The organism is Caulobacter segnis (assembly GCF_031454995.1).
Lineage (GTDB): Bacteria > Pseudomonadota > Alphaproteobacteria > Caulobacterales > Caulobacteraceae > Caulobacter > Caulobacter segnis_E.
The window spans coordinates 60,278-87,139 of sequence record NZ_JAVDRV010000004.1; the positions used below are offsets into that span (position 1 = coordinate 60,278).

General features: G+C 68.4%; 27 protein-coding genes and 2 pseudogenes. 13 read left to right on the top strand and 16 right to left on the bottom strand.

Going from position 1 to position 26,862, the window contains the following annotated elements; translation table 11 throughout:
• The first annotated feature begins 9 nt into the window (after window positions 1–9).
• Window positions 10–996 carry a 2-hydroxyacid dehydrogenase gene (locus tag J2728_RS14575; protein ID WP_310000224.1) on the top strand — a complete coding sequence of 329 codons (987 nt, stop codon included), beginning with the start codon at window positions 10–12 and terminating at the stop codon, window positions 994–996.
• Between the two features lie 16 nt (window positions 997–1,012).
• Window positions 1,013–1,133: pseudogene (locus J2728_RS14580) on the top strand (hypothetical protein); the annotation flags it as partial.
• A 21-nt stretch (window positions 1,134–1,154) separates the two neighbouring features.
• Here the strand turns inward: J2728_RS14580 and thpR are convergent.
• Together thpR and J2728_RS14590 are read right to left on the bottom strand one after the other, a co-directional pair.
• On the bottom strand, window positions 1,155–1,694 hold the full coding sequence (gene thpR / locus J2728_RS14585) for an RNA 2',3'-cyclic phosphodiesterase (protein ID WP_310000226.1): 540 nt from the start codon (window positions 1,692–1,694) through the stop codon (window positions 1,155–1,157).
• 14 nt (window positions 1,695–1,708) lie between these two features.
• The gene (locus tag J2728_RS14590) at window positions 1,709–2,761 is read right to left on the bottom strand and encodes an aldo/keto reductase (protein WP_310000228.1); all 1,053 of its coding nucleotides are present in this window, start codon (window positions 2,759–2,761) and stop codon (window positions 1,709–1,711) included.
• Window positions 2,762–2,946: 185 nt separating this feature from the next.
• Between J2728_RS14590 and J2728_RS14595 the strand changes: the two genes are divergently transcribed.
• Both J2728_RS14595 and J2728_RS14600 read left to right on the top strand, forming a co-directional pair.
• The gene (locus J2728_RS14595) at window positions 2,947–3,699 is read left to right on the top strand and encodes a Bax inhibitor-1/YccA family protein (protein ID WP_310000230.1); all 753 of its coding nucleotides are present in this window, start codon (window positions 2,947–2,949) and stop codon (window positions 3,697–3,699) included.
• Between the two features lie 100 nt (window positions 3,700–3,799).
• A complete protein-coding gene (locus tag J2728_RS14600; RefSeq protein WP_310000232.1) occupies window positions 3,800–4,144 on the top strand; it encodes a hypothetical protein in 345 nt (114 codons plus the stop codon).
• Here J2728_RS14600 and J2728_RS14605 read toward each other — a convergent pair.
• The 3 genes from J2728_RS14605 to acnA form a co-directional block, all read right to left on the bottom strand.
• Complete coding sequence (locus J2728_RS14605) at window positions 4,141–4,473, bottom strand: DUF2794 domain-containing protein (RefSeq protein ID WP_310000234.1); 333 nt, start codon at window positions 4,471–4,473, stop codon at window positions 4,141–4,143. The two genes, J2728_RS14600 and J2728_RS14605, sit on opposite strands and share 4 nt — an antisense overlap.
• A 559-nt stretch (window positions 4,474–5,032) precedes the next feature.
• Window positions 5,033–5,764, bottom strand: a complete 732-nt coding sequence (locus tag J2728_RS14610) for a DUF1223 domain-containing protein (protein ID WP_310000237.1) — start codon at window positions 5,762–5,764, stop codon at window positions 5,033–5,035.
• A 188-nt stretch (window positions 5,765–5,952) separates the two neighbouring features.
• A complete protein-coding gene (gene acnA / locus J2728_RS14615) occupies window positions 5,953–8,640 on the bottom strand; it encodes an aconitate hydratase AcnA (RefSeq protein ID WP_310000238.1) in 2,688 nt (895 codons plus the stop codon).
• 183 nt (window positions 8,641–8,823) lie between these two features.
• On the opposite strand from acnA, the gene ccmA reads away from it, so the two are divergent.
• A complete protein-coding gene (gene ccmA / locus J2728_RS14620) occupies window positions 8,824–9,453 on the top strand; it encodes a heme ABC exporter ATP-binding protein CcmA (RefSeq protein ID WP_310000239.1) in 630 nt (209 codons plus the stop codon).
• Window positions 9,450–10,115 carry a heme exporter protein CcmB gene (ccmB, locus tag J2728_RS14625; RefSeq protein WP_310000240.1) on the top strand — a complete coding sequence of 222 codons (666 nt, stop codon included), beginning with the start codon at window positions 9,450–9,452 and terminating at the stop codon, window positions 10,113–10,115. The genes ccmA and ccmB overlap by 4 nt, the downstream gene beginning before the upstream one ends.
• A 10-nt stretch (window positions 10,116–10,125) precedes the next feature.
• On the opposite strand, the gene J2728_RS14630 is transcribed toward ccmB, so the two are convergent.
• Window positions 10,126–11,019: a DMT family transporter gene (locus J2728_RS14630; protein WP_310000242.1), complete on the bottom strand. Its 894-nt coding sequence runs from the start codon at window positions 11,017–11,019 to the stop codon at window positions 10,126–10,128.
• Window positions 11,020–11,248: 229 nt separating this feature from the next.
• Between J2728_RS14630 and J2728_RS14635 the strand changes: the two genes are divergently transcribed.
• From J2728_RS14635 to J2728_RS14650, 4 genes are all read left to right on the top strand, one after another.
• Window positions 11,249–11,836, top strand: a complete 588-nt coding sequence (locus J2728_RS14635; RefSeq protein WP_310000243.1) for a Spy/CpxP family protein refolding chaperone — start codon at window positions 11,249–11,251, stop codon at window positions 11,834–11,836.
• Between the two features lie 119 nt (window positions 11,837–11,955).
• Window positions 11,956–12,699, top strand: coding sequence for a heme ABC transporter permease CcmC (gene ccmC, locus J2728_RS14640; protein WP_310000245.1), 744 nt, complete (start codon window positions 11,956–11,958; stop codon window positions 12,697–12,699).
• Window positions 12,696–12,863, top strand: coding sequence for a heme exporter protein CcmD (gene ccmD / locus J2728_RS14645; RefSeq protein WP_310000249.1), 168 nt, complete (start codon window positions 12,696–12,698; stop codon window positions 12,861–12,863). The genes ccmC and ccmD overlap by 4 nt, the downstream gene beginning before the upstream one ends.
• On the top strand, window positions 12,860–13,372 hold the full coding sequence (locus J2728_RS14650) for a DsbE family thiol:disulfide interchange protein (RefSeq protein WP_310000251.1): 513 nt from the start codon (window positions 12,860–12,862) through the stop codon (window positions 13,370–13,372). The genes ccmD and J2728_RS14650 overlap by 4 nt, the downstream gene beginning before the upstream one ends.
• A 231-nt stretch (window positions 13,373–13,603) precedes the next feature.
• Here J2728_RS14650 and creS read toward each other — a convergent pair whose 3' ends face one another.
• Both creS and ahpD read right to left on the bottom strand, forming a co-directional pair.
• Window positions 13,604–14,977: a crescentin gene (gene creS, locus J2728_RS14655; protein ID WP_310000253.1), complete on the bottom strand. Its 1,374-nt coding sequence runs from the start codon at window positions 14,975–14,977 to the stop codon at window positions 13,604–13,606.
• 143 nt (window positions 14,978–15,120) lie between these two features.
• Window positions 15,121–15,679, bottom strand: a pseudogene (gene ahpD / locus J2728_RS14660) (alkylhydroperoxidase, AhpD family).
• Between the two features lie 216 nt (window positions 15,680–15,895).
• On the opposite strand from ahpD, the gene J2728_RS14665 reads away from it, so the two are divergent.
• The gene (locus tag J2728_RS14665; protein WP_310000256.1) at window positions 15,896–16,819 is read left to right on the top strand and encodes a hydrogen peroxide-inducible genes activator; all 924 of its coding nucleotides are present in this window, start codon (window positions 15,896–15,898) and stop codon (window positions 16,817–16,819) included.
• A gap of 12 nt (window positions 16,820–16,831) precedes the next feature.
• On the opposite strand, the gene J2728_RS14670 is transcribed toward J2728_RS14665, so the two are convergent.
• The 5 genes from J2728_RS14670 to J2728_RS14690 are packed head-to-tail and all read right to left on the bottom strand — an operon-like array spanning window position 16,832 to window position 20,430.
• Window positions 16,832–17,599, bottom strand: coding sequence for an ABC transporter ATP-binding protein (locus J2728_RS14670; RefSeq protein WP_310000258.1), 768 nt, complete (start codon window positions 17,597–17,599; stop codon window positions 16,832–16,834).
• Window positions 17,596–18,405, bottom strand: a complete 810-nt coding sequence (locus J2728_RS14675; RefSeq protein WP_310000261.1) for an MlaE family ABC transporter permease — start codon at window positions 18,403–18,405, stop codon at window positions 17,596–17,598. Before J2728_RS14675 ends, J2728_RS14670 begins: the two co-directional genes overlap by 4 nt.
• A gap of 1 nt (window position 18,406) precedes the next feature.
• Window positions 18,407–18,925 (bottom strand): outer membrane lipid asymmetry maintenance protein MlaD, encoded by a 519-nt coding sequence (gene mlaD / locus J2728_RS14680; protein ID WP_310000263.1) that lies wholly within the window; start codon window positions 18,923–18,925, stop codon window positions 18,407–18,409.
• 31 nt (window positions 18,926–18,956) lie between these two features.
• On the bottom strand, window positions 18,957–19,598 hold the full coding sequence (locus J2728_RS14685) for an MlaC/ttg2D family ABC transporter substrate-binding protein (RefSeq protein ID WP_310000264.1): 642 nt from the start codon (window positions 19,596–19,598) through the stop codon (window positions 18,957–18,959).
• 10 nt (window positions 19,599–19,608) lie between these two features.
• Entirely contained in the window at window positions 19,609–20,430 is an 822-nt protein-coding gene (locus J2728_RS14690) for an MlaA family lipoprotein (RefSeq protein WP_310000265.1), read from the bottom strand.
• A 289-nt stretch (window positions 20,431–20,719) separates the two neighbouring features.
• Between J2728_RS14690 and J2728_RS14695 the strand changes: the two genes are divergently transcribed.
• Together J2728_RS14695 and J2728_RS14700 are read left to right on the top strand one after the other, a co-directional pair.
• A complete protein-coding gene (locus J2728_RS14695; RefSeq protein ID WP_310000267.1) occupies window positions 20,720–21,298 on the top strand; it encodes a PadR family transcriptional regulator in 579 nt (192 codons plus the stop codon).
• Between the two features lie 14 nt (window positions 21,299–21,312).
• Entirely contained in the window at window positions 21,313–21,648 is a 336-nt protein-coding gene (locus tag J2728_RS14700; RefSeq protein ID WP_310000269.1) for a DUF2218 domain-containing protein, read from the top strand.
• A gap of 7 nt (window positions 21,649–21,655) precedes the next feature.
• Here J2728_RS14700 and J2728_RS14705 read toward each other — a convergent pair whose 3' ends face one another.
• The 3 genes from J2728_RS14705 to J2728_RS14715 are packed head-to-tail and all read right to left on the bottom strand — an operon-like array spanning window position 21,656 to window position 26,806.
• Complete coding sequence (locus J2728_RS14705) at window positions 21,656–23,797, bottom strand: prolyl oligopeptidase family serine peptidase (protein WP_310000271.1); 2,142 nt, start codon at window positions 23,795–23,797, stop codon at window positions 21,656–21,658.
• Window positions 23,798–25,963 (bottom strand): prolyl oligopeptidase family serine peptidase, encoded by a 2,166-nt coding sequence (locus tag J2728_RS14710; RefSeq protein ID WP_310000272.1) that lies wholly within the window; start codon window positions 25,961–25,963, stop codon window positions 23,798–23,800.
• 54 nt (window positions 25,964–26,017) lie between these two features.
• Entirely contained in the window at window positions 26,018–26,806 is a 789-nt protein-coding gene (locus J2728_RS14715; RefSeq protein ID WP_310000273.1) for a potassium channel family protein, read from the bottom strand.
• Window positions 26,807–26,862 lie beyond the last annotated feature (56 nt).

The window sequence follows — 26,862 nt, forward strand, 5'->3', positions numbered from 1 at the left end:
AGTCCGACCATGGCCGCCCGCAAGCTCAAAGTCGTCGTCACCCGCAAACTCCCCGATCCGGTGGAGACGCGGATGCGCGAATTGTTCGACACCGAACTCAACGTCACCGACACGCCGATGACGGCGGACGAGCTCGTGGACGCCATGAGCCGCGCCGACGTGCTGGTGCCGACGATCACCGATCGCATCGACTCCCGCCTTCTGTCGCGATCCGGCGATCGGCTCAAGCTGATCGCCAATTTCGGCGCCGGGGTCGACAATATCGACGTCGCCACGGCCAACGCGCGCGGCATCATCGTCACCAACACCCCGGGCGTCCTGACCGAGGACACCGCCGACCTCGCCATGACCCTGATCATGGCCGCCTCGCGCCGGATCGTCGAAGGCGCCGAGGTGGTCAAGGCCGGCGGCTTCCACGGCTGGTCGCCGACATGGATGCTGGGCCGGCGCCTGTGGGGCAAGCGCCTGGGCATCATCGGCATGGGCCGCATCGGCCAGGCCGTCGCCCGCCGCGCCAAGGCCTTCGGCATGCAGGTGCACTATCACAACCGCAAGCCCGTCAGCCCGCGCATCGCCGAGGAGCTGGGCTGCACCTACTGGGAAAGCCTGGACCAGATGCTGGCCCGGATGGACTTCATCTCGGTCAACTGCCCGCACACGCCGGCGACCTATCACCTGCTGTCGGCGCGCCGGCTGAAGCTGCTGCGGCCCCACGCCGTGGTCGTCAACACCGCGCGCGGCGAGGTGATCGACGAGGGCGCCCTGGCCAACATGCTGGCCAAGGGCGAGATCGCCGGCGCGGGCCTCGACGTCTACGAGCACGAGCCGGCCATCAATCCCAAGCTGCTGAAGCTGCCCAATGTCGTGCTGCTGCCCCACATGGGCTCGGCCACGGTCGAGGGCCGCATCGACATGGGCGAGAAGGTCATCGTCAACGTGAAGACCTTCATGGACGGCCACCGGCCGCCGGACCGCGTCATTCCGGCGATGCTGTAGGGGGCTGGCGGGGATAGACGCCCCCTCCGTCTCGTCGCTTCGCGCCGAGCCACCTCCCCCGCAAGCGGGGCAGGAAGGTGGGCGGCTTCCTCCTCACCCGTTCAACGGGGGAGGTGGCGCGCGGCGCAGCCGCGTGACGGAGGGGGCGCTCATCGCAACTACCCCGCCAGCGGATACTCCCGCTCCAGCCGATAGACCGAGCCCGCGCTGGTTTGCCAGCTGGAATAGAGACCGAACCGGTCGACGGGGAAGCTCGGTGACTTCAGCAGGTTGTGCGCCTGGATCCAGGCGCCGACTTCCGGAACGGCGGCGCGCTTCAGATACGCCAGGGTGACGTGCGGCGTGTAGATTCGCGTCTCGGGCTTGAGGTCGGCCGCGCGAGCGGCGCTTTCGTTGGCCTTTTGCAGGCGGCGCAGGGGCGCGCTGTCCTGGACCCCCGCCCAAACCGCGTGAATGTCCGCGCCCTCGCCGAAATGCCCCGCGCCGGCCAGGGTCAGGTCGAAGGCCGGGGCGTCGATCTGCATCAGCGCCTCGTCGAGATCATCGGCCACGGTCTCGGCCACGTCGCCGATGAACCTCAACGTGATGTGAAAGGCCTCCAGCGGACGCCAGCGCGCGCCCTCGATCCCGTGCTGGCGGGACAGCAGGCCCTCGCCGATGTCCGGCGGAATCGCGATGGCGGTGAAGAGACGGATCATTTCCGACCTAACGCTTACGGGCACGGATTGGGATGGCGGGCGTGGATGGCGTTGACCGCGTCTTCCAGGTCGTCGGTCCAGGCCAGGTCGAAGGCGTCGATATTGGTCTTCAGCTGCTCCATCGAGGTCGCGCCGATGATCGTGGCGGTCACGAACGGCCGCGCGTCGCAGAACTTGAGCGCCAGCTGGGCCGGATCCAGGCCATTGGCCTGGGCCAGGGCCACATAGGCGTGGAACGCCTCCTGAGAGCCTGGCCCCTCGTAGCGCTGCATGCGGTTGTAGAGCGCCTTGCGCGAACCGGCGGGCGTCGCGCCGTCCAGGTACTTGCCGGTCAGCTGACCCTGCGCCAGCGGCGAATAGGCCAGGAGGCCCACCTGCTCGCGCATGGCGATCTCGGCCAGGCCGTATTCGAAGACGCGGTTGGCCAGGTGATAGGCGTTCTGGATCGAGGCGACGCGGGGCAGCCCCCGGGTTTCGCTCTCGGCCAGGAAGCGCATCACGCCCCAGGGGAACTCGTTCGAGACGCCGACATGGCGGATCGAGCCCTTCTTCACGTGGGCGTCGAGGGCCTCGAGGATGTCGCCGAAGCTCTCGAAGTCCTGGTCGTAGTCCTTGAAGGTCTGGCCGCCGAACACCCGCACCCGGCGGTCGGGCCAGTGCAGCTGATAGAGATCGAGATAGTCGGTCTTGAGGCGGCGCAGCGAGCCTTCGACGGCCTCGTCGATCTGAGCGCGGGTCTGACGGGTGGTCGCCCCGTCCTCGCGCATCCACGAAAGACCGCCGAACGCCGCGCCCTGGCCGGCCACCTTCGAGGCCAGCACGACCTCTTGGCGCTTGCCGGTCTTCTGGAACCACGAGCCGATATATTCCTCGGTGCGGCCTTGGGTCTCGGGATTGGGCGGGCTGGCGTACATCTCGGCCGTGTCCCAGAAGGTCACGCCGCGACCGAGGGCGTAGTCCATCTGCTCGTGGGCCTGGCTTTCGCTGTTCTGCGAGCCCCAGGTCATGGTGCCCAGGCAGCAGCGCGAGACCGTCACGTCGGTCCGACCCAGCTTGGCGTACTCCATCGGCGCGTTCCTCGTTCTTGTTTTCGCCGTCGTTCTTAAGGGGTCGAGCCGCGACTTGGGAAGCGTCGCGGCGGCGCGGGGGCGCATACCATGAACACTTTTCAGACGGGGATTGCGCCGAACGAAAGGACACCCGATATTTGGAGCGCGTCCACCGTGGACGCCTAGCTCAAGGGCTTAATTCGATGAACGACTTCAACCGCGGCTACGCGCGCTCGATCCCGGCGGATCGCGCCGACATGTCGGTTGACGCCGGCCTGCGTAGTTTCATGCTCGGCGTCTACAACAAGGTGGCGCTGGGTCTCCTGCTGTCGGCTGGCCTGGCCTTCCTGACCAGCGCCTATCAGCCGGTGGCCAGCCTGCTGTACGTGCTGACCCCCGACGGCCGCCTGGCCGGCTTCACGATGCTGGGCACGATCATCCGCTTCGCGCCGCTGGCGATGATGCTGGTGGCCATGTTCGCCATGCGCAACCCGACCGCCCGCTCGTCCGGCATCCTCTACTGGGCGCTGGTCGCCTCGATGGGCGCGGGCCTGGGCGTCTGGCTGCTGGCCTATACGGGCGCCTCGGTCGCCGCCACCTTCCTGATCACCGCCATCGCGTTCGGCGGCCTCAGCCTGTTCGGCTACACGACCAAGAAGGACCTGACCGGCTTCGGCAGCTTCCTGATCATGGGCCTGATCGGCCTGGTGCTGGCTTCGCTGGTGCAGATGTTCTTCCCGATGCCGGGCCTGGGCTTCATCATCAGCATCCTGGGCGTGTTCATCTTCGCGGGCCTGATCGCCTACGACACCCAGCGCCTGAAGATGACCTACTACGAACTGGGCGGCGACCAGCAGTCGATGGCCGTGGCCACTAACTACGGCGCGCTGAGCCTGTATCTGAACTTCATCAACCTGTTCCAATTCCTGCTCAGCATCATGGGCAACCGCCGCTAACACCGGCGTCCGGAACCGGACCAGACGAGCCCCGGCGGGAAACCGCCGGGGCTTTTTCTTTGCCCATGGTGGGCCCACATTGGTGGGGATGGAGACGACGATGATCCGAACCCTCGCCCTCGCCGCCGCCTTGGCGGTCGCCGGCTTCGCCCACGCCGAGACCACGCTTCCGGCCTATCAGCCAGCGGCCAAGGCGCCCAACCGCGCCCAACCTCTGAATCTGAAGCCTGTCGGCCCGATCGAGCTGCGCTACGCCCTTGCGCCGGCCCCGCTGCCCAGGGGCGTCGCCCGCACGGCGATAGAGCGCCGCGAAGGCGGCGTCTCGGGCGGCATTGGCGTCTTGTGCGGCATCCAGCCGAGCGCCGACACCAGCGGCGTCGGCACGGCGCGAGGCTACGACAACGACGGCCGCTTCGTCGGGGCCAAGCTGGGCTTTTCCTTTTAGTCGACGACCGAGAACTTGCCCTTCTCGAACAAGCGCAACACCTGGGACAGCTCGTGGCCGCGCTTGAGGATCTGGCCGCCCTGGCCGAACACCGCCCAGGCGCCCTGCTTGCGGGCCAACGCCGGGTTCTTCTCGACGCGATAGAGCGGCGCCTCGGCCGCGTGGCGGAAGATCGAGAACACGGCGCGGTCGGCGAGACCGGCGATCCCGTAGTCGCGCCATTCGCCCGCCGCGACCATGCGGCCGTACAGGCGCATCAGCTGGTCGAGCTCGCGCCGCTCGAAGAAGACGACGCCGCCGACGGGGTTGGGCTGGGACTCCAGGGCCATGGGACGAATCTAGTCCGAAACCGGCCGATTGGAACAGTCGTGTCAGATGAGACACGCCAGGCCGAAATGACATGTGATGGACACGCCGCGCCCTGAAAGGACCTTATTTCGGTCCTTCGCCCGCCTGTTTGCGGGGCGATAAGGTCATTGTCGGCTGATCGGAGACCCTGTGGTCCGGATCCTGAACAGCCCCCCCAGCCCCCAGATCGCGGGCCGGTCAGCCGACAAACTTGAAGTATCCCCCTCCCCAATGAGCCCGCGCGGATTTCCCCTCCCGCGCGGGCTTTTTGCGTTTGGCCGCCCCTGTAACAAAGCCGAGACACTCGCCGCGCCACGGCCACGAGCGGCCTCCAAACGACCTTGGTTTGGCCCCTCCCTCGCCGGCTTGGCGGTCGATAACAGCAGTGTCGACGAAGACGGACCGGGGTCCTGTCCAGCCCCCCCAGCCCCTCCGGTCAGAGGCCTTCGGCGACGCTTAAAGGAACCCGCGCGGCCATTCCCCTCCCGCCGCGCGGGTTTTTCCTTGCCTGGAAAGCGCCGAACACTCGCGGAGCGGAGATCAACGCTCGGCGGCGGGGGACTGCAGCACGCCCAGGACGCGGCCGCCCTTGGCGCCCTGCACCAACACCACGCTCGCCAGATCCGCGTCGGCCGCTGGCGGCAGGCGGTAGAGCTTGGGCTTGCCGGTCCAGGGACCTAGGCGAACCAGCTCACGCACGACATTGCGGTGGATCAGGGTCTGACCCTTGTTGTCGCCGCGCTTGACGGCGATGTCCTGCTCTCGCGGATCGTAACGCACCAGCCAGACCTCGCCGCCGCCGCGCGGGGCCGGGCCCGAGCCGACGGCGACCCGCGCCTTGCCGACGAACTCCATGTCGGGCGGATTGGCCGGCGCCTTGGCGGCCGCCTTGATCAGGTCCTCGATCGCCTCGGCCTTGGCGCCCGAGGCCTGGACGCGGCCGGCAACCACCATCTGGGGCGTGGGCACGTCGCGCAGGGCGAACTTCTTGGCGTAGGCGCGCTGGCGCTCGGCGAAGTCGGGCTTGGCGAAGGTGTCTTTCCAGCCCAGGTAGTCCCAGTAGTCGACCGAATAGGTCAGGGCCAGGACGCCCTCGCGCTGGGACAGCTCGGCGGCCAGCTGGTTGGCCTTGCCGCAGGACGAGCAGCCCTGGGCGGTGAACAGCTCGACCACCACGGGCGGCTTTCCGGCCCACGCGGCCGACCCCCAAGCCAGGGACGACACGACGCCGGACAGGGCCAGGCAGAACAGGGAGAGGGCGGCCTTACGCATTGCGGGTCACTTAAGCCAAGAACGCCCAGGATATCCGTTCACGAGGCCGTGAATAGAGCCAGTCCGTGGGGAGAAAGGGTGGAAACATCGTTTTCACGGGCCCCGAAGCGACGATGGGGGGAAGTGGAAACGAAAACGGCCGGCCCCGCGAGGAGCCGGCCGTCTCGTGTCAAAGCCTGGGGCTCTGCTTAGTCCGCGCGCGCCAGGTTGCGCAGCACGTAGTTCAGCACGCCGCCGTTCTTGAAGTATTCAAGCTCGGTCGGGGTGTCGATGCGGCAACGCACCGGGAAGCGGGCGATGCGGCCATCGGTCGGGCGATAGAGCTCGACGATCAGCTGCTTGCGCGGCGCCAGATCCGTCAGACCACGGATCGAGACGATTTCCTCGCCGGTCAGCTCCAGCTTCTGCCAGCCGTCCTGGACGAACTGCAGCGGCAGAACGCCCATGCCGACCAGGTTCGAGCGGTGGATGCGCTCGAAGCTCTCGCAGATCACCGCGCGGACGCCCAGCAGCTTGGTGCCCTTGGCGGCCCAGTCACGCGAGGAGCCGGTGCCGTATTCCTTGCCGCCGAAGACGACCGCCGGGCGGCCTTCTTCCTGGTACTTCATCGCCGCGTCGTAGATCGACATCACGTCGCCGGTCGGGAAGTGCTTGGTCACGCCGCCTTCGATGTCCGGCGTGATGCGGTTGCGGATGCGGATGTTGGCGAACGTGCCGCGCATCATCACCTGGTGGTTGCCGCGGCGGGCGCCGTAGCCGTTGAAGTCCACCGGCTCGACGCCGTGGTCGATCAGGAACTTACCGGCCGGGCTGGACGCCTTGATCGAACCGGCCGGGCTGATGTGGTCGGTGGTGATCGAGTCGCCGAAGACGGCCAGGATGCGGGCTTCCACGATGTCGGTCACCGGGGTCGGCGTCATCGACATGTTGGGGAAGTACGGCGGGTTCTGGACGTAGGTCGAGTCGGCTTCCCAGGCGTAGGTCTGGCCGCCGGTCACCTTGATGCCCTGCCAGTTCTTGTCGCCCTTGAAGACGTCGCCGTAGCGGGTGGCGAACATCTTCTCGTTGATCGCCTTGCGCTGCAGGGCGGCGATGTCCTCGTTCGAGGGCCAGATGTCCTTCAGGTAGACGTCGTTGCCCTTCTTGTCCTGGCCGATCGGCTGGGTGGCCAGGTCGATCTTCAAGCTGCCGGCCAGGGCGTAGGCCACCACCAGCGGCGGCGAGGCCAGGTAGTTGGCGCGCACGTCCGGGTTCACGCGGCCTTCGAAGTTACGGTTGCCCGACAGCACGCTGCAGGCGACCAGGTCGTTGTCGTTGATCGTCTTGCTGATGGCTTCCGGCAGCGGGCCGGAGTTGCCGATGCAGGTGGTGCAGCCGTAGCCCACGAGGTTGAAGCCCAGGGCGTCCAGCGACTTGGTCAGGCCGGCCTTGGCCAGGTAGTCGGTGACCACCTGCGAGCCGGGGGCCAGCGAGGTCTTCACCCACGGCTTGACCTTCAGGCCCTTGGCGACCGCGTTCTTGGCCAGCAGGCCGGCGGCGATCAGCACCGAGGGGTTGGAGGTGTTGGTGCACGAGGTGATGGCCGCGATGACCACGTCGCCGTGACCGACGTCGAAGTTCTCGCCTTCGACCGGAGCGCGCAGATCGGGGGTTTCGGCCTTGCCGAACTCACCCACCAGCGACTCGGCGAACTTCGCGGCGGCGTCGGCCAGCAGGACGCGGTCCTGAGGACGCTTCGGGCCGGCCAGCGAGGGCTGGACGGTCGAGAGGTCGAGTTCCAGGGTGTCGGTGAAGGTCGGCTCGGGCACGCCCGGCTCCCACCACAGGCCCTGTTCCTTGGCGTAGGCTTCAACCAGGGCGACGCGTTCCGGCGCGCGGCCGGTGCCCTTCAGATAGGCCACGGTCGAGGCCGAGATCGGGAAGAAGCCGCAGGTGGCGCCGTATTCCGGAGCCATGTTGGCGATCGTCGCCTGGTCTTCCAGGGTCAGGTTGGCCAGGGCGTCGCCGAAGAATTCGACGAACTTGCCGACCACGCCCTTCTTGCGCAGCATCTGGGTGACGGTCAGCACCAGGTCGGTCGCGGTCGCGCCTTCCGGCATGGCGCCGGTCAGCTTGAAGCCGATGACTTCCGGGATCAGCATCGGGATCGGCTGGCCCAGCATCGCGGCCTCGGCCTCGATGCCGCCCACGCCCCAGCCCAGGACCGCCAGGCCGTTGACCATGGTCGTGTGGCTGTCGGTGCCGACGACGGTGTCGGGATAGGCGACTTCGGCGCCGTCGACCGTGTTCGTCCACACGGTCTGAGCCAGGTATTCCAGGTTCACCTGGTGGCAGATACCGGTGCCGGGCGGCACGACGCGGAAGTTGTTGAACGCCGACGAACCCCAGCGCAGGAAGCGGTAGCGCTCGATGTTGCGCTCGTACTCGCGCTTGACGTTGTCGTCATAGGCCTTCGGGTTGCCGAAGTTGTCGACCATCACCGAGTGGTCGATCACGAGGTCGACCGGGTTCAGCGGGTTGATCTTGGCCGGGTCGGCGCCCAGGGCGACCATGGCGTCGCGCATGGCGGCCAGGTCGACGACGGCGGGAACGCCGGTGAAGTCCTGCATCAGCACGCGCGCGGGGCGGAAGCTGATCTCGTGCTCGACCGAGCCCTTGTTCTGCAGCCAGGCGGCGACGGCCTTCAGGTCTTCCTCGGCGACCGAGACGCCGTCTTCGTTGCGCAGCAGGTTCTCGAGAAGCACCTTCATCGAGACCGGCAGCGAAGAAGTTCCGGTCAGACCGGCTTCCTCCGCGGCGCGAAGGCTGTAATAGACATAGGTCTTGCCGCCGACGGTAAGCTCGCGACGGGCTTTCAGGCTGTCCACAGACGCCATATTCAAGGATCCTTCTCTGTCCACGGCCGCCCGAAAACCGCTCCCGGGATCACGCGCTGATCGGAAGGGACACACAGGTTCCGCCTCCGCGCCGCGTACCACCCAAACCGACTGGAGGGGGACGACCGCGCGCTTCTTAGCGCCGCGTTGGCTCAACGTCCATGTCGCGCGCGGGGTCTTGGCGTGTTGAGAGTTGTTCTCATAAAGGATTTGGCGATTACACGCGGCGAGCGTCGCCTGTTCTCGAACCTCGACCTGACCCTGTCCGCCGGCGAGGCGGCGGTGCTGGTGGGACGAAATGGCGCGGGAAAGACCAGCCTGCTGCGCGCGGTCGCCGGTCTGCTGCGCCCGGCCGAGGGGGCCATCGCCTTCGAAGGCGACGCCGGACCGATCGAGGCCGACGCGGCGCGGGCCGAGCAGCTGCACCTGCTGGGCCACCAGGACGGGCTGAAGTCCAGCCGAACCGCTTGGGAGGAGCTGCGCTTCCAGACCCTGTGGACCGGCGGAACCGAGGCGGCGGCCCGGGCGGCGGCCAAGCGCTTCGACCTGTTGCGCCTGCTCGATCTGGAGGTCCGGCGCCTGTCGGCCGGGCAGCGCCGCCGCCTGGCCCTGGCCCGCCTGGCCGCCAGCCCGCGTTCCCTGTGGCTGCTGGACGAGCCGATGGCGCCGTTGGACGCCGCTCAGCGCGCCGCGTTCGGCGAGGTGATGGCCGAGCATCTTGCCGGCGGCGGCATGATCCTGGCCTCGGTGCACGACCCTCTGCCGATCCCGACCCGGTCCGTGCCCATTGGAATGGAAGGAGCCCGCCCATGAAGGCGTTCGGCGTCCTCCTTCGGCGCGAGCTGTCCCTGGCCTGGGGCCGGGGCGGCGGTCCGCTGCTGGCCCTGACCTTCTACGCCTGCGTCGTGGTGCTGTTGCCCATGGCCTCCGGCCGCGCGCCCGAGCGCCTGGCGACCATCGCGCCAGGCATCGCCTGGCTGGCCCTCGCCCTGGCCGCCCTGCTCTCCCTCGAGCGCCTGTTCGAGCGCGACTACGAGGACGGGACGCTAGACCTGCTGGCCCTGGGCCCGGCGCCGCTGGAGGCCGTGGCGGTGGCCAAGTGCCTGGCCCAATGGCTGGCGACCGGCGCGCCGCTCGCCCTGGCGGCCCCCGTGGCGGCCCTGATGCTGGGCGCCGACATCAAGGTCATGCCGCTCCTGGTGCTGTGCGCCCTGGTCGGGGGCCTGGCCTTCGCCTTCCTCGGCGGCCTCGGCGCGGCCTTGGCCCTGGGCAGCAAGCGCGGCGGCCTGCTGGTGGCGGTGATCGTGCTGCCGCTGTTCGCGCCGCCGGTGATCTTCGGCGCGGGAGCGCTGGACGGCTATTCGGCCGGCTTGCCCTGGACCAGCGGCCTGCTGCTGATGCTGGCCTACTGCGTCGGCGCGGTGGCGCTGTCGCCGCTGGCCATGGGCGCGGCCTGCCGGAACGCGCTGGACTAGGGCGCCAAGATCAAGGAGTGGGCGCCACGGTCGCCTGCAGCTCGCCCGGCGTGGCGTTGCGTTCGCCCAGCACCACCGCGAAGCTGCCGCCGATGATCATCAGCCCCCCCGCCAACAACGGCAGGGTCAGGTGGTCGCCGAACAGCAGCACCCCGCAGGCCGCGCCGATCAGCGGCTCGATGTTGATGAACACCCCGGCGCTGGCCGCGCCGACCCGAGCCGCGCCGAACTGCCAGGCGGCGGTCGCCAGCAAGGTGGCCAAGACGCCCTGGGCGACCACGGCCGCCCACACCGGCGGGCTGAGGTCCAGCCTTGGCGCGCCGTGCATGACGAAGGCGATCGGCAGGATGGTCACCGTGGCCACGATGATCGACACCGCCGGAATGGCCATCGGGTTGGACGTGGCCGGGGCGCGGCGCAGCACCAACAGCCAGGCCAGGAACAGGAACAGCGCCGCGATCGACAGGGCCACGCCCCAGGGCGAGCTGGCGCCGTCCGGCTTGCCGGCGATCAGCGCCGCGCCCAGGGTCGCCGCCGCCACGCCCGCCCACGACAGCCGAGAGACCTTCTCGCCCAGCACCCGGGCGCTGACCGCGATCAGGGCCGGCATGGCGCCGACCAGCAGCGCGGCCACCGTCACGCTGACATGGGCCAGCCCCTCGAACTGGACCAGGAACGCCACCCCATAGAGAACGCCCGAGGCCAGCACGACCGGCGAGCGGAACAGCGCCCGCGTCTCTGGCCGGCGCAGGGCGAACGGCGCGGCCGCCAGGGCGGCGACGGCGAAGCGCAGCAGCACCATGTGGGCGGCCTCCGTCTCGGTCAGGATCAGCTTGCCCGTGGGAAAGCCAAGACCCCAGCAGACGCCGGCCAAGGCCAGGGCCAGAAACGCGATCGACTTCATGCGGACTCCACGCGGAAAAGAGGAAGGACCAGGGAGGCGCGCTCCCGGGCGACATCTAGCGTCGACGAGTCCTGGAAATGTCAGGGGTGATAGCCCGAGGTCCGGGCCGCTTGCAATCGGCCGCCCTGCGCGGCCGCCAAGTCTGTAGAATTGTTCACGTTCTCGGACACTTTCGCGCCATATCCGGGTGGCCAAGCTTTCGTCGGTTAAACGACAGGGAGCTCACACCATGCGTAAAACCCTTATCCAACTGGCGCTCGCGGGCGGCGTGGTCACCGTCCTGGCCGCGGGCGCCGCCTCGGCCCAGGTCCCGGCCCCGCCCACGCCTCCGACGCCGCCCGCGCCGCCGCCGATGGACGCCATGATGGCCATGGGTCCGGGCATGATGTTCATGCACCACGGCCGCGCGGCCAATCCCGAGAAGCGCGCCGATCATCTGCGCGACATCCTGCAGCTTCGCCCCGACCAAGAGGGCGCGCTGAAGGTCTATGTGGACGCCACCTCGCCCAAGATCGTGGTCCGCGAGGACAAGGACGACGACAAGTCGGGCGAGAAGATGGACCGCCTGGTCGATCGTGAGCCGCCGACCACGCTGGAGCGCCTCGACCAGATGACCAAGGCCGCCGAGGCCATCCAAAAGCGCGCCGCCGCCACGCGCGCCTTCTACACCGCCCTTTCGCCCAGCCAGCGGAAGGCGTTCGACGCCCTCGACATGGAAGCCGGCGGCGACCATGTCTTCGTGCGTCGGTTCGAGACCCGCGGACCGGCCCCATTCAAGGGTTCGCGGACCCCGGTGATCCCGCGCAAGGTCGGCTGACCCCGCCTTGTGTCCGAAGGGCGGCGCGCCTGCACGCGTCGCCCTTCTTGGGGCCCTTCTCCAGCTCCGTAGCGATACGGCCATTGCCCGCGCCGCCCGGCCGCTCTAGAGCGTGATCCATGGACGCGCGCCACACGTTCGATTTCCTGACCAACCCCGAGCGGTTCATGGCCTTCTCGCGGTGGGCCGCCCCGCTGCTGGGCGTGCTGTCCGCGCTCGCCGCCGCCCTTGGCCTGGTCCTGACCTTCCTGGTCCCCGAGGACTATCAGCAGGGCGACACGGTGCGGATGATGTTCATCCACATCCCGGCCGCCTCGATCTGCATCTTCATCTATATGTGCCTGGGCGTGGCCAGCTTCCTGGCGCTGGTGTTCCGGCAGGCGCTGGCGGACCTCGCCGCCCAGGCCTGCGCGCCGATCGGCGCGGTCTACACGGCCCTGGCCCTGATCACCGGCTCGCTGTGGGGCAGGCCGATGTGGGGCGCCTGGTGGGTGTGGGACGCGCGCCTGACCTCGGTGCTGGTCCTCTTGCTGTTCTATCTCGGCTACATGGCCCTGCGCGGGGCCCTGGAGGACGAGCAGAAGGCCGCGCGCGCCGCGGCGATCCTGGCCCTGGTGGGCTTGATCAACCTGCCGATCGTCAAGTTCTCGGTCGAGTGGTGGAACACCCTGCACCAAGGCTCCTCGACCTTCATGGCCGCCAAGGGCGACGGCTTGCCGGCGGTCTATGCCTGGCCCGCCATCCTGATGGGCCTGGCCTATCTCGGCGCGTTCGGCGCGCTGTGGCTGACGCGGATCCGCGCCCTGGTCTGGCGGCGCAAGGCGCGAAGCCTGGCCATGAAGCTGGCGGAGGGCGCGCGATGAGCTTCGACTTCGACGCGGGCAAGTACGCGCTGTATCTATGGCCGGCCTTCGCCATTTCGGTAGTCGCCTTCGCCTGGATGATCACGAGCAGCCTTCTGATGGCCCGCCGCTGGCGACGCGAGGCCGAGCGCCTGCGGGCCGAGCTGGAGTCGACCCCGTCGTGAAGCGCTGGCTGGCCTTCGTTCCGCTGCTGGTCCTTCTGGCCTTGGCCGGCCTGTTCGCCGGCTACGCGCTGAAGCGCGACCCCCGCGTCCAGCCCCAGGCCCTGGTCGGCAAGCCGGCCCCGACCCTCTCCTTGCCCGAGCTGACCAGCGGGACGCCGACGGCGATCCGCGCGCCCGGCGAGGGTCCGATCCTCGTCAACTTCTTCGCCTCCTGGTGCGCCCCTTGCGAGGTCGAGCACCCGCAGCTGATGGCCTTGAAGGCGCAAGGCGTGAAGGTGGTCGGCGTCGCCTACAAGGACGCCCCGGCCAACACCCAGGCGTTCCTGACCCGCCTCGGCGACCCCTTCGCCCTGCATCTGGTCGACCGCGACGGCCGGGCCGGGCTGGAATTCGGCGTCACCGGCGTGCCGGAGACCTATCTGGTCGGCTCGGACGGGGTGATCCTCGCCAAGCATACGGGCCCCCTGACGCCCGACGCGGCCGAGGACATGCTGAAGAAGGCGCGCTAGTCGTCGACTTCACGCGGGCTGGGCCGACTTGGTCGGCGTCCCCTTGGCGGACGGTCGCGGTCCTCAAGGCCGATCGGCCAGCTCACCGGACCTACGAAAACGCCGCGACAGCCTTTCAGCGGGTCGCGGCGTTTGACATCCATCGATACCTCATCCCGCCCCTCATACCGCCCTGGATCGGATCCGGGGCGGGCTCTTCTCCCGCCAGGAGAAGAGGGCGGGATTCCGACCTTAGCCCACCTCGGCCAGGTCGCTGTCGCCGCTGGCGCCCAGCAGGGCCATCTGTAGGCGCGAGCGGTCGCGGCGGGCCGCTTCCAAGGCGCCTTCGGCCAGGGCGTTCTCGGAGGTGAGACGCTCGATCGTGGCCTGCAGCTCGGAGACCTTGTCCTCGTGTTCGCGACGGATCTGGTCCTGGGCTTCCTGCATGGCCTCCAGGCGCGCGCGCAGTTGCTGGGCGCGTTCCTCGGCGCGCTTCATGGCCTTTTCCTGCGCGACGCCGCTCTTGGCGAGCTGGTCGGCGCGCTCGATGGCCGTGGCGCGGGCGGTGTCGACGCCGGCGTGGCGCTGACGCAGGCTCTCGGCCTCTTCCTCCAGGGCGCGGATGCGTTCCAGGGCGCGCTCCAGGGCGACGTTGAGGTCGCCGGCGCGGCGCTCGACGGCCTTCTGGTGGGCGCTGGACTCGGCCAGGCGAGCCGAGAGCTGGTTGTTCATCTCTTCCAGCTTGTCGGCGCGGCCCGAGGCGGTCTCAAGGCGGGTCTGCAGGGCCGAGATCTCGGCGCGGCTGGCCTCGACCTGGCTTTCCAGGCCGCGAACGATGCGGCCGCTGTCGGTCTGGTGGGCCGCCAGGGCGTTCTCAAGCGCCTGGACGCGCGCGCGTTCCGCGGCGACCTGAGCTTCGAGGTCGGTCTCGATGCGCGACAGGCGGGCCAGATCGAGGCCGGCCTGGTCGACGCGCTTCTTGAGCGTGGCGGCTTCCTCGCCCAGCAGGGCGTTGTCCTGATTGGCGCGGGCCAGGGCGGCCTCGGCGTCACCGCGACGGGTGTCGATGTCTTGGGCCTGGGCGCGCAGACCCTCGACGTCCTGCACCAGGTGCTCGATGCGGGCGTTGGCGTCGCGCAGGGACGCGTCGAGGCTGGACACCTTCAGGTCCGACTGCAGCAGGGCGTTGCGCAGGCGGTCGATCTCGAGCGCGTTGTCCTCGAGCGTGACGTCCTGGCTCTGGCGACGGGCCTCGGACTCGCCGAGGGCGGTTTCCGAGGCGGCGAGACGGGCGCTGACCTCGCGTTCCTCGGCTTGGATTTGGGCGATCTGGCGCTGGGCCTGGTCGAAATTGGCGCGCAGGGCGATCAGCTCGGCGTGCTCGGCGCGGCGGGCTTCGAACTCTTGGCCGACGGGCCCGCGGATCTCGGCGATCAGCGGCTCGATGGCCTTGAGGTGCTCCATGACCCGGCCGATGCTGTCGAGGCCGCCATGGATGGTCTCGTAGCGCTGACCGATGGCTTGGGTGGACTCAATCTGGTGAAGCATCGCCTCGCTGCGGGCGTCGTCGCCCAGAACGGCCGGCTTGGGGTTCTTATCCCGAGAGTTCTTCGACAGCAGCCTCATCTCGCCCACCTTCGCCCCATGCGAGCCCGGCGCGTTCCTCAGGAACGCCGCCCGACGCCGCGAATCTCTTACCCAGAGGTTAACAACTTAGTTCACGGACAAGATGAATGTCGAGTGGGCGTAGCCGCGACCGGGCGTCGCGGCTAGGGCTCAAACGCCCCATTTCCGGGGACCGCGGAGAATTCGGCGACCAACACTCGGCCAACGGCGTTAACCACCGCGGCGATCCGCAGAGCCGCCTGGACCTGGACCGCCGAGACCCCGCGGCCGCGCAGCTCGGCCTCATGGCTGTCGAGGCAAGCGCCGCAGCCGTTGATCGCCGACACCGCCACGCACCAGAGCTCGTAATCGACCGCCGCCACGCCCCGGGCGCGACAGGCGGTTCATGCGCAAACGCGACGGCAGATCCCGGTATTCCGGGGCGGCCATCAGGTGCAGGGCCCGGAAGTAGACATTATTCATCGCCATGACGGCCGAGGCCGTCCTCGCCGCCTCGATCGCATCCGGCGAAACGCCCGCCGCCACCGCCGCCGCCTCGATCGCCCGCGAGGTGGAGGACTCTCCGACCGCGTGAGCGCTGGCGACAAAGCAGCCCCACTTGGCCTGATCCGTCAGCACCGCCTCCTCGGAGAGAACCTTCAGGTTCGTGGCGAGGTCCCGCGCGTAGGCCGGCAGCGCGGCGCGCAAGGCTTCGATCGACATGGGGCCTCCTGATGCGAGGTCCGCCGCATAGCATTGTCGGGAGGCCGGCGTCCCGGTCCGCCCGAGGGGGTGGTTGGCGGACCGGGACCAAGGCGGGCGCTTCGGGCTGGGGGGGGGGGGGAGACACCCGAGGGCTTTCGCCATGACGTCTTGGTACGCTCGCGCACCAAAGTTATCCAATCGATAGTTTTTGGATTCTTGATAGATAGAGCCTATATGTCGGTCATGCTGCCGACCCTGCGCCAACTGCAATATCTGAAACTGCTGTCCGAGCACGGCTCGTTCAGTCGCGCCGCTGAAAACGCTCACGTCACGCAACCGACCCTGTCGGCCGGCATCCAGGAGCTGGAGAAGATCCTGGGCGCGCCGGTCGTCGACCGGGCGCGCTCGGGCGTGATCCTGACCGCCGCCGGCCAGGAGGCCGTGCGCCGGGCCGAGGACATTCTCGCGAGAGCCGAGGATCTGGTGCAGGCGGCGCGCGGCGCGGGACAGCCGCTAGCGGGGCGGTTCCGCCTAGGCGTGATCCCGACCGTCGCCCCCTATCTGCTGCCCCGCGCCCTGCCCGTCCTGCGCGACCGCTTCCCGAAGCTGAAGCTGTTCCTGCGCGAGGACCTGACCCAGCGACTGATCGCGGCCCTGAAAGCCGGTTCGCTCGACGCGGCCCTGATCGCCCTACCCTACGACATGAGCGGCCTGGACTGGGCTCACGTCGAGGACGACGAGCTTCTGGCGGCCGCGCCCGCCAACCATCCCATGGCCGCCTCGATCCGGGTCGATCCGGACAGCCTGCGGGGCGACGACCTGATCCTACTGGAGGATGGTCACTGCCTGCGCGACCACGCCCTGGCCGCCTGCGGCCTCGAGCCTCCCTCCCGGTACGGAAATGGGGGCGCCGGCGACGAAGAGAGCTTCGCGGCGACCTCCCTGCCCACCCTGGTGCAGATGATCGGCTCGGGCCTGGGCGTCTCGTTCCTGCCGGCCATGGCGGTGCAGGCGGGCCTGACCGACAAGGCGGCCGTCACCGTCCGGCCCCTGGCCACCGAGCATCCCAGCCGGGAGATCGTGGTGGCCTGGCGCGCGGGCTCCAGCCGCTCGGTGGAGGGCCGCCTGCTGGCCGACACCCTGCGCGAGGCCGCCTGAGCGCTCGCGCGATCAGACCGCGTGGGCGATGGGGCCGTCTGGCCGCCCTTCGACGAACTGGCGGACATAGGGGTTGTCGGTCACGTGCAGGTCCGCCGCCGGGCCGCGCCAGACGATCTTGCCGCCGTGCAGCATGGCGATCTCGTCGCCGATGGTCTGGGCCGAGGCCAGGTCGTGGGTGATCGACACGGCGGTGGAGCCCAGGCGACGCACCTGGTCGGAGATCAGCTGGTTGATCGCCGCCGCCGTGATCGGATCAAGGCCCGTGGTCGGCTCGTCGAAGAACAGGATCTCGGGCTGGGCGACCACGGCGCGGGCCAGGCCCGCCCGCTTCTGCATGCCGCCCGACAGCTCCGACGGGAAGCGATCGGCCACGGCGGGATCCAGGCGCACCTGCTCCAGCGCGTCGATCGCCCGCTCCCGCGCCTGCTTGCGCGGCACGCCGTCGGCGTTGAGCAGGCGGAAGGCGACGTTCTCCCAGACGCTCAGGCTGTCGAACAGCGCCGCGCCCTGGAACAGCACGCCGATCCGCGAGAAGAGCTTGCGGCGCTGGCTTTCCGACAGGCCGACGATGTTCTCGCCGTCCAGTTCGATCTGGCCGGCCTCGGGCCGCATCAGGCCGAGCGCGGTCTTGATCGTCACCGACTTGCCCTGTCCCGAGCCGCCGATGATCACCAGCGAGCGGCCGGGCGCGACCGACAGGTCGAGGCCATCCAGGACCGCCCGGTCGCCGAAGCGCTTGGTGACGCCCTTCCAGGCCAGTTTCGGGATCTGCGTCATGACATATGGGTGAAGAAGGTGGTCAGGAGGTAGTCGGACGCGAAGATCAGGATCGCCGACGACACGACCGCGTGGGTCGTGGCGCGGCCGACGCCGCGCGCCCCGCCCGAGGCGTTGTAGCCGTGGTAGCAGCCCATCAGCGCCACGATGAACCCGAACACGGCGGCCTTGATCAGGCCCGAGACGATGTCCCAGCTCTCGAGGAAGTCGATGGTGTTGCGGATGTAGACGGTCGGGCTGAAGTCCAGCACGCGCGTGGCCACCAGCCAGCCGCCCGCGACGCCGATGGTGTCGGCCACGGCGGTCAACAGGGGCAGCATCAGCACGCCGGCCAGCAGGCGGGGCCCGACCAGGTAGCGGAAGGGGTCCGTCGACAGGGTGCGCATGGCGTCGATCTGCTCGGTCGCGCGCATGGCGCCGATCTCGGCGGCGATCGCGGCCGAGACACGGCCGGCCAGCATCAGGGCGGCCAGGACCGGCCCGAGCTCGCGCGTGATCCCCAGGGCGACGATCTGCGGCATCACCTGCTCGGCGTTGAAGCGGCCGCCGCCGGTGAAGATGTTCAGGGCCAGCGCCGCGCCGGTGAAGACGGCGGTCAGGCCGACGACGGGCAGCGAGAAGAAGCCGATCGCCATGAACTGGCGGAGCAGCTGGCCCGGAAACCACGGCGGGCTTAGCGCCGCCGCCGTTCCGCGCGCGGCGAATACGCCGACCGACCCGACCATGCGGACGGCGGCCAGGGTCGAGCGACCCAGCGCTTGGATGGGATTGACGGCGACCTTCCGGGCCGCCTCGCCGGCGGTCATCTCAGTAGCTCTCGGCCGGTTGCGAGGCCGACGGCGCGGGCGCGGCTTCGCCGGCCGCGCCGGAGGAGCCGCCGCCCTGCGGCCGGATCACCGAGCCGATCAGGCCGAAGATATCGACGGCGCCTTGCGTGTTCTCGATCTCGCCGCCGGGCTTGAGGTCCTCCAGCGAGGCCCCCGGGGCGATGGCGATGTGGGCGCCGCCCAGTAGGCCGTCGCTGGTGATCTTGGCGGTCGAGTCGGCCGGCAGCTTGACGGTCGGATCGATGCTGAGCTTGGCGACCGCCAGATAGGTCTTGGGCTCGAGCGTGACCTGCGAGACCGTGCCGACCTTGACGCCCGCCACGCTGACCGCCGCGCCGGCCGCCAGCGAGCCGGCCTCGCCGAACTTGGCGCTGATCTCGTAGTTCCCGCGCTTGGTCGAAACGCCTCCCACGCTCAGGGAATAGGTCAGGAAGCCGCCGGCCAGAGCCAGGACCACCACGCCCATGGCCGTCTCGGCCCACTGTTCGCGCAACGCCATGTCTTATCCGTCCTCGGACGCCCCGTGTCGCCTAGCGACCCTTGGCGGCCTGCCCCTTTTGAAGTTGGTTGATCAGCACGTCGATGTTGCCGCCGGCGTTATCGATCGTCGAGACGAAGTCCTGCTGCTGGGTGATCGCCAGCCAGACGCCCTTGAACTGCACGTCGACGACCTTCCAGGTCTGGCCGCCGCCCAGCACGCGCCAGGCGACCGGCAGCGGCTGGCTGATCTGGCCGCCCGAGATGGTGGTGTTGACGATCACGTCGCCGGGCTTGCGCACGACCGAGCCGGTGACCTTCAGGACCTCGCCCTTATAGTCGTCGATGCGGTCCTGGTAGACGTTCTCGGCATAGGTCCGGAACGCCGGCGTGAAGCGGGCGCGTTGATCGGGCGTGATCGTGCGGGCGTACTTGCCCAGCACGAAGTTGGTGATGCGCGGCACGTCGGCCAGCTCGTCCACCGCCTGATGGAAGACCTGCTTCTTCTGGGCGTCGCTCATGCCCTTGTTGGCCAGCACCGAGATGACGCGCTGGGCCTTGGACTGCACGAAGGCCTCGGCGCCCGGGTCGCGGGCTTGCTGGGCCATGGCGGGCGCGCCGATCGCGGCGGCGCCGAGGAAAGCCAAAAGCGCGGCGTTGGCGCCGCGCCGGTTGGTGAAAAGGTTCATGTTCATACCAAGTCGCTTAGGGATTGGACGTCGCCGCCGGCGCGGAAGCGTCCGGAGGCGGCGCGTCGAAATCGGGCAGATCCTCGGCCTCGCCAGTGGCCTGCCGGATGAAGGCTTCGCGGTACTGGCCGTAGGCCGAACGGACCGTGACATAGGGGTCCGACGAGTCCTTCAACGCGTGGAACGCCGGATCGGCCGAGGCGCGGACATCCAGGATGGTGACGCCCAGGCGCGCCTTGCCAAAGTCGGTGCCGACGCCGCCCGCCACGGCTCCGACCGGATCGGTGGCGATGTCGAGCGCCCGACCAATGCCGTCGCGAACATTCAGCGGGCCCATCAGCGGCACGTAGATATAGGCCCCGGGGCCCGCGCCGTAGTAGCCGAAGGTCTGGCCAAAGTCGGAGTCGCGGCGCGGCAGGTTCATCTTGGCGGCCACGTCGAACAGGCCCAGCACGCCGACGGTCGAGTTGACGACGAACCGCGTGGTGGCCCGCATGGCGCGCTTGGGCTTGCCTTGCAGCACCTGGTTGATGACGGTGTTGGGCTCGCCCAGATTGTAGACGGCCGAGCTGACCCGGTCGCGGACCGGCTTGGGCGTGATGGCGATGTAGCCGTGAGCGATCGGCGCCAGAAGCACCTTGTCCAGGCCCATGCCCAGCTTGAAGGCGCCGCGGTTGAAGCCCTCGATCGGATCGTTGGCCGGCGCCACGCCGGTCGGCTGTTCCTCGGCGCGCGCGCTGGAGGCGACGGCCAGCAGGCCAGCGGCCACGGCGATTCCGGCGACGGGAAAGCGCCGCCCAGACGCCTGGCGGCGCGCGCTGTGGTCGTGGTCGCTCACGCGTGTACTCCTAGTTCCGAAGCCCCCATCTATTGACGCTCTCGTCCGTATCAAGATTAGAGCGTTCATTTCCGTATACTCGGGTCTTCTTTTGCGCAGATTGCGCGGAAAGTGCGGCTCTGAGGTCGCAGTCGGACCTTATCTCGGTGGGCGAGGGTGGCTTTTCCAGGGAGTGACGGCTCGGTTACCGTTATCCCGACATAATCAGATATATCTAAAATGCCTCTTGACGTGCGATAGTTTCGATATATCTAGATTTTCGATATAACGAAATGGAGTCGAAATCGACATGTTTGGAAGACATCATCATCACCACCGCGGCCGCTGGGACGGTCATGGCGACGAGCACCACGGCCGTCACCCCTTCGGGTTCCACGGCGGTCACCCCGGCCGGGGCCGAGGCGGGCGCATGGGCCGCTTCTTCGATCACGGCGACCTGCGCTTCGTGGTCCTGAAGCTGATCGCCGAGAAGCCCAGCCATGGCTATGAGCTGATCAAGGCCATCGAGGCCGCGGCCGGCGGCGCCTACAGCCCCAGCCCGGGCGTGGTCTATCCGACCCTGACCCTCTTGGAAGAGCTAGGCTACGTCACCGCCAGCGACGCCGGCGGCGGCAAGAAGCTCTATACGATCACGCCCGAGGGCGAGGCCTTCCTGGCCAGCAACGACGCGCCGGTCCGCTCGCTGTTCGAGCGCATGGCCGAGGCGGCGTCCGCCAGCGCGGCCTTCTCACCGCAGATCCTGCGGGCTCGCGAGAACCTGAAGACGGCGCTGCGCCTCAAGCTGCACGGCGGCCAGCTGACGGCCGAGCAGATCACCGCCGTCGCCAAGGCCCTGGACGACGCCGCGACCGCCATCGAGTCGATCTGAGGGGAGGCGCGCGCATGGAAAGCCACGCCCGCGTCGCCACCGACAAGGCGGCCCGCTACATGACCCAACTGGCCAAGCACTGGAGCCACAAGTTCGAGGTCCGTTACGACGAGACCTCGGCCCTGTTCCCGCTGCCGCTTGGGACCTGCCGCATGACCGCCCACGTCGACGGGCTCGACATCACGCTCGAGGCCGCCGACCTGGAAGGCCTGACCCGCCTTGAAGACGTGGTGGCCAGGCACCTCGACCGATTCGCCTTCCGCGAGGGCGAGCTGAAATATGGCTGGACCCGGGCCTGGTTCGCCGGTCGCGTTGATCCGGCGGCGATCCGGATCAACGCCATCCACTAGAGCCTGATCAATCCATCAGCCGGCGGGTCAGATACACGTACTCCAGCGCCTGTCGCCGAGCCGTCTCGGCCAGGTTGGCGCTGGCGGCGTGGCCGCCGTCCATGTTCTCGTAGTAGAGCACCGGATAGCCCAGCTCCATCAGCCGCGCGGCCGCCTTGCGGGCGTGGGCGGGATGGACGCGGTCGTCCTTGGTCGAGGTCTCGATGAAGACCTCGGGATATTTCCGCCCGGCCTTCAGGTTGGAGTACGGGTCGTACTTGGCGATCACCGCCCGCTCGGACGGGATGGCCGGGTCGCCATATTCGCCGACCCACGAGGCGCCGGCCCCGATCTGGCTGTAGCGGATCATGTCGAACAGCGGCACCGCCACCACGACGGCGTTGTAGAGCTCGGGCCGCTGGGTGAGGGCGACGCCCATCAGGAGGCCGCCGTTGCTGCCGCCCATGATGCCCAAACGCCGCGGCGAGGTGATCTTGCGGGCGATCAAGTCCTGGGAGACGGCGAAGAAGTCGTCATAGACCTTCTGGCGGTTGGCCTTCAGGCCCGCCTCGTGCCAGGCCGGGCCGAACTCGCCGCCGCCGCGAATGTTGGCGATCACATAGGTCCCGCCGCGCTCCAGCCAAAGCTTGCCCATCACGCCCGAATAGCCGGGGACCAGCGGCACCTGGAAGCCGCCATAGGCGTAGAGCAGGGTGGGGGCTTGGCCATCATACGTCGCGCCCTTCGGACGGACGACGAAGTAGGGAATCTTCACGCCGTCGGACGAGGTCGCCTCGAACTGCTCGACCACGTGGGCGGCGGCGTCGAACCGCGCGGGCGAGGCCTTGACCCGCTCCAGCGCGCCGGTGGCGGCGTCGGCGAGCCAGTAGGTCGTCGGGGTCAGAAAGCCGGTGACGGTGATGAAGATCCGGTCGTCCTTGTCCGACGCCGAACCCAGGCCAATACTGGAGTTGGCCGGCAGGTCCAGCTTCCTGGAGGTCCAGCCCTGGGCGCCGTGGGTGAAGACAAGGGCCGCGCCCTTGACGTTGTCCAGCAGGCCGACGACCAGCTTGTTCCGCGTGGCGTTGACCGACTCCACCGACTGACGCGCGGTGGGGCGCATCACCAGCACGGCGGTCGCCTTGTCGGGCGCGGCCTTCAGCTTGGCCAGGTCGAAGCTGATCAGGTCGCCGGTCTTGAAGCCCTTGGCCGGCCAGTCTTGCTCCATCAGCACGACCATCTGGCCGTCGACATAGCCCTGGATCGAGCTCTTCAGCGGCAGGTCCAGCTTCACGGACTTGGCGCCGTCCAGAAGGTAGGTCTCGCTCTCGAAGAAGCTGACCCCCCGGTTGGCCATGACCGCCACGACCTTCCCGTCGGCGTCGCGCAGCACGAACGGGCTGACCGAGACGTCGGTCTTCTGGCCGCGGAACAGCTCGACCGCCCGGTCCAGGGTTTGGCCGCGCTTCAGGGTCTTCAGGACATAGGCGTAGCCGGAGTCGGTCAGCTCGCCCGGGGCCCACTCGCGGGCGACCAGCAGCGTGTCCTTGTCCAACCAGGTGTAGTTCTGCTTGCCCTCGGGCAGGACGAAGCCGCCCGGAACGAAGCTCTTGGTCGTGGTGTCGAACTCACGCACGGTCACGGCGTCCTTGCCGCCGTTCGACAGGGCGACCAGGCAGCGGGTTTCCTCCGGCGGGATGCAGCTGGCGCCCTTGAAAACCCAATTGGCGTTCTCGGCCTTGGCGAGGGCGTCGATGTCGAGGATCGTCTCCCAAGCCGGCTCCGCGGCGCGGTAGCTGTCCAGCGTGGTCTTGCGCCACAGGCCGCGCACGTGGTCGGCGTCCTGCCAGAAGTTGCGCAACGACCCGTCGCCGGCGAACGAGACGCCCGGCACGCGGTCCTTGGCGTTCTGGATCGCCAGGGCCTTGGCCTCGAGATCGGCGTAGCGGGGATCGCCCTGAAGCACGGCGAGGCTGCGCGTGTTCTGAGCCTTGGCCCAGTCGAGGGCGCGCGTCCCCTCGATCTCCTCCATCCACAGATAGGGATCGTCCTTGCCGAGTTCGGAAAGCGGCGTGCGGGCCTCGGGGGGCTTGGCGCTGTCAGCGGCGGTCGCGGGAGTGAGGGTCATAAAGCTCGTGGAAGCAAGGAGGGCGAGAACAAGACGCTTCATCTAGTGATCCATCAACTGACGGGACAGGTAGGTGTAGTGAAGGGCCCAGCGGCGGGCGTTGGCCTTGGGGTCGGCGCCGTTGGCGTGGCCGCCGTCGGTGTTCTCGAAATAGAGGTGGTCGACCTTCAGGTCGTCCAGGCGCGCGGCGAACTTGCGGGCGTGGCCCGGATGGACGCGGTCGTCCTTGGTCGAGGTCGTGATGTAGGCCAGCGGGTATTTCACGCCCGCCTTCAGGTTCTGATACGGGCTGTACGTCTCGATCCAGGCGCGCTCGGCCGGGATGGCGGGGTCGCCATATTCGCCGATCCACGAGGCGCCGGCGGGCAGCACCGTGTAGCGGATCATGTCGAGTAGGGGGCTTTCGACCACCACCGCGTTCCACAGGTCCGGGCGCTGGGTCATCGCCACGCCCATCAGGAGACCGCCGTTCGAGCGGCCATAGGCGCCCAGATGGCGGGGAGAGGTCGCCTTGCTGGCGATCAGGCTCTCGGCGACCGCGAAATAGTCGTCATAGGCGCGCTGGCGGTTGGCCTTGAGCGCCGCCTCATGCCAGGCCGGGCCGAACTCGCCGCCTCCCCGGATGTTGGCCACGGCGTAGGCGCCGCCGCGTTCGAGCCACAGCTTGCCGACCAGCGGGTCGTAGACCGGCAGCTTGGACAGGTTGAAGCCGCCATAGGCGTGCAGAAGGGTTGGGTTCTGGCCGTCGAGCTTCCAGTCCTTCCGGTGAACCAGGAAATAGGGGATGGCCACGCCATCCTTCGACGTCGCCGACTTTTGTTCGACGACCAGGTCCTTGGCGTCGAACTGAGCGGGCAGGGCCTTGACCGTCTCGGCGGTGGTCCCGGTGGCGTCGGCCAGCTTCAGCTCCGTCGGCGTCAGGAAGCCCTCGACCGTATAAAAGACGTCGTCGCCCTCGTCGGAATGCGAGCCCAGCGAGACGGCGGCGTTGTCGATGACCGGCAGCGGTTGCGACGTGACCCCGAACTCGCCGCGCAGCCGCAGGCTGACGAGGCTGCCGCGCACATTGTCATAGACAACGGCCAGCACGCGGTGGTCGGTCACGGCCACCTGGTCGATCGACTGGCGCGGGCCGGGCGCCAAGAGCTGGCAGGGGTCGCAGTCGTTGCTGATGACGATCTCTTCGCCGGGTTTGCGCTTCTGGGCTGGCAAAAGCTTGTCGGGCGATACGGCGACCAGCGCGCCAGCCGGATAGGTGAGCGGGGTCGCCAGGCCCTTCGGCGTCCAGGGCTCCTCGATCTTCAAAACGAGCTTGCCGCCGATCAGGCCCCGCACGCCGACCTTTCGCGGGATCGGAAGAAGGTGAGCGGCCTGGCCATCCCACAGATAGGTCTCGTCATGGAAGAAGTCGGTGGCGCGGGTCAGCAGGACCACGCGGTTCCCGGCGGCGTCGCGCAGCACGTTCGGACGCGCCGACACATCCGTTTTCTGGCCGCGATAGACCTCGACCGCCTGATCCAGCGCCTGGCCGCGCTTCAGCGTCTTGATCACGAAGCCGTACCCGCTGTCGGTGGTCGTGCCCGGACCCCAGTCGCGGGTCAGGATCAGGGTGTCGGCGTCCAGCCACTCGATCGTCTGCTTGCTCTCGGGCAGGACGAAGCCGCCGGCCGACGGATCGACGAAGGTCTTGGTGGTCAGGTCGAACTCGCGGACCGTGACGGCGTCCTTGCCGCCGTTGGACAGGTTGACCAGGCACCGGTCATGGGTCTTGGGGCGGCAGTCGGCGCCCTTCCAGATCCAGTTCTTGCCCTCGGCGGCGGCCAGGGCGTCCAGATCGATCACCGTCTCCCATTGGGGATTGGCCGACTTGTAGGAGTCGAGGCTCGTCCGCCGCCAGACGCCGCGCACGTGGGTCTGGTCCTGCCAGAAGTTGAAGACCGTCTTGCCGATGAAGTTCGGCATGGCGATCCGGTCCTTGCTGGACAGGATCGTCAGGGCGTCCGCCTGAAGTCCGGCGAAGCGGGGATCGGCCGACAGGGTCGGCAGGGTCTTGTCGTTCTGGGCCTTCACCCAGGCCAGCGACGAGGGCGTTTCGACGCCTTCCAGGGCCAGGTGAGGGTCGATGTCTTGCGCGAAGGCCGCGGTAGCCGGGACGGAGGACACGATCGCGGCCAAGGCGATCGCGGAGCAGGCGCGGAGCAGGATCATGGCGCGGGACGGTAGCGCAAATATCTCGCCGCGCCAGCGCCCTGCTCCGAACGATCACACCCCGTCGTCGGGAATGTTCAACATCCTGCCGCAGGCCTTGCAGTGAACCGCGTCGGGCTCGTGCCGGCGAAGGCCGCAGTCGGGACAGGGATGGACCACCTTGTGCGGGCGCAGGATGGATTGGATCAGGCCGATGAACAGTGACACCCCGCCCAACATCACCGCCATGGACAGCAACTTCCCCCAGACGCCGGGCAGCGTCACGTCGCCGTAGCCCGTGGTCGTCAGGCTGGTGACGGTGAAATACAGCGCGTCGACATAGCCATCGATGCCGTCATGGCGGCCGACGAAACTGCTGTAGACGAACCCGGTGACCACGAACACGAAGGTCAGCAGCGAGGCGGCCGCGCGCGTGACGCTCTCCACCCTCGTGTCGTCGTAGCGTCGCCCGATCGTGCGCCAGAAGAACTCGCTGTGAATCAGCGTCCACAGGCGAACGACGCGCAGGAAGCCCAGATTGAACAGCCAGGCGGGGAACAGCAGCGTCGCGAGCACGAACAGATCCACCCAGACGATCGGCTTCCTCACCCACGATTTGAGATCCCCGTGGGCGAGCGCGCGGGCGGCGAGGTCCAAGCTCAGAAAGGCGGCGACCCCGTAGTCGACGAGATAGAAGGTCAGGCCTTGGCGCTGCATCAGCGGCGCGGCGATGAAGAAGGCGATGATCGACAGGTCGATCAGAATGATCGCGTAGCGGAATCGCACCGCCGTGGGGGAGGAGCCATGATAAAGCGCTCTTAGGCGGGCGCGGAGGCGAAGATCGGTCTGTTCGGTCTGGCCCATTATCTCTCCGACGCGCCGATCGTCGCGGTGCATTTCACGTGACTTTCCACTATATA

What these genes read in the sequence shown, in the direction of transcription:
- J2728_RS14575 (WP_310000224.1), top strand. Translation starts at nt 10, where the DNA reads ATGGCCGCCCGCAAGCTCAAAGTCGTCGTCACCCGCAAACTCCCCGAT.
- thpR (WP_310000226.1), bottom strand. Translation starts at nt 1,694, where the DNA reads ATGATCCGTCTCTTCACCGCCATCGCGATTCCGCCGGACATCGGCGAG.
- J2728_RS14590 (WP_310000228.1), bottom strand. Translation starts at nt 2,761, where the DNA reads ATGGAGTACGCCAAGCTGGGTCGGACCGACGTGACGGTCTCGCGCTGC.
- J2728_RS14595 (WP_310000230.1), top strand. Translation starts at nt 2,947, where the DNA reads ATGAACGACTTCAACCGCGGCTACGCGCGCTCGATCCCGGCGGATCGC.
- J2728_RS14600 (WP_310000232.1), top strand. Translation starts at nt 3,800, where the DNA reads ATGATCCGAACCCTCGCCCTCGCCGCCGCCTTGGCGGTCGCCGGCTTC.
- J2728_RS14605 (WP_310000234.1), bottom strand. Translation starts at nt 4,473, where the DNA reads ATGGCCCTGGAGTCCCAGCCCAACCCCGTCGGCGGCGTCGTCTTCTTC.
- J2728_RS14610 (WP_310000237.1), bottom strand. Translation starts at nt 5,764, where the DNA reads ATGCGTAAGGCCGCCCTCTCCCTGTTCTGCCTGGCCCTGTCCGGCGTC.
- acnA (WP_310000238.1), bottom strand. Translation starts at nt 8,640, where the DNA reads ATGGCGTCTGTGGACAGCCTGAAAGCCCGTCGCGAGCTTACCGTCGGC.
- ccmB (WP_310000240.1), top strand. Translation starts at nt 9,450, where the DNA reads ATGAAGGCGTTCGGCGTCCTCCTTCGGCGCGAGCTGTCCCTGGCCTGG.
- J2728_RS14630 (WP_310000242.1), bottom strand. Translation starts at nt 11,019, where the DNA reads ATGAAGTCGATCGCGTTTCTGGCCCTGGCCTTGGCCGGCGTCTGCTGG.
- J2728_RS14635 (WP_310000243.1), top strand. Translation starts at nt 11,249, where the DNA reads ATGCGTAAAACCCTTATCCAACTGGCGCTCGCGGGCGGCGTGGTCACC.
- ccmC (WP_310000245.1), top strand. Translation starts at nt 11,956, where the DNA reads ATGGACGCGCGCCACACGTTCGATTTCCTGACCAACCCCGAGCGGTTC.
- ccmD (WP_310000249.1), top strand. Translation starts at nt 12,696, where the DNA reads ATGAGCTTCGACTTCGACGCGGGCAAGTACGCGCTGTATCTATGGCCG.
- creS (WP_310000253.1), bottom strand. Translation starts at nt 14,977, where the DNA reads ATGAGGCTGCTGTCGAAGAACTCTCGGGATAAGAACCCCAAGCCGGCC.
- J2728_RS14665 (WP_310000256.1), top strand. Translation starts at nt 15,896, where the DNA reads ATGTCGGTCATGCTGCCGACCCTGCGCCAACTGCAATATCTGAAACTG.
- J2728_RS14670 (WP_310000258.1), bottom strand. Translation starts at nt 17,599, where the DNA reads ATGACGCAGATCCCGAAACTGGCCTGGAAGGGCGTCACCAAGCGCTTC.
- J2728_RS14675 (WP_310000261.1), bottom strand. Translation starts at nt 18,405, where the DNA reads ATGACCGCCGGCGAGGCGGCCCGGAAGGTCGCCGTCAATCCCATCCAA.
- mlaD (WP_310000263.1), bottom strand. Translation starts at nt 18,925, where the DNA reads ATGGCGTTGCGCGAACAGTGGGCCGAGACGGCCATGGGCGTGGTGGTC.
- J2728_RS14685 (WP_310000264.1), bottom strand. Translation starts at nt 19,598, where the DNA reads ATGAACATGAACCTTTTCACCAACCGGCGCGGCGCCAACGCCGCGCTT.
- J2728_RS14695 (WP_310000267.1), top strand. Translation starts at nt 20,720, where the DNA reads ATGTTTGGAAGACATCATCATCACCACCGCGGCCGCTGGGACGGTCAT.
- J2728_RS14700 (WP_310000269.1), top strand. Translation starts at nt 21,313, where the DNA reads ATGGAAAGCCACGCCCGCGTCGCCACCGACAAGGCGGCCCGCTACATG.
- J2728_RS14705 (WP_310000271.1), bottom strand. Translation starts at nt 23,797, where the DNA reads ATGAAGCGTCTTGTTCTCGCCCTCCTTGCTTCCACGAGCTTTATGACC.
- J2728_RS14710 (WP_310000272.1), bottom strand. Translation starts at nt 25,963, where the DNA reads ATGATCCTGCTCCGCGCCTGCTCCGCGATCGCCTTGGCCGCGATCGTG.
- J2728_RS14715 (WP_310000273.1), bottom strand. Translation starts at nt 26,806, where the DNA reads ATGGGCCAGACCGAACAGACCGATCTTCGCCTCCGCGCCCGCCTAAGA.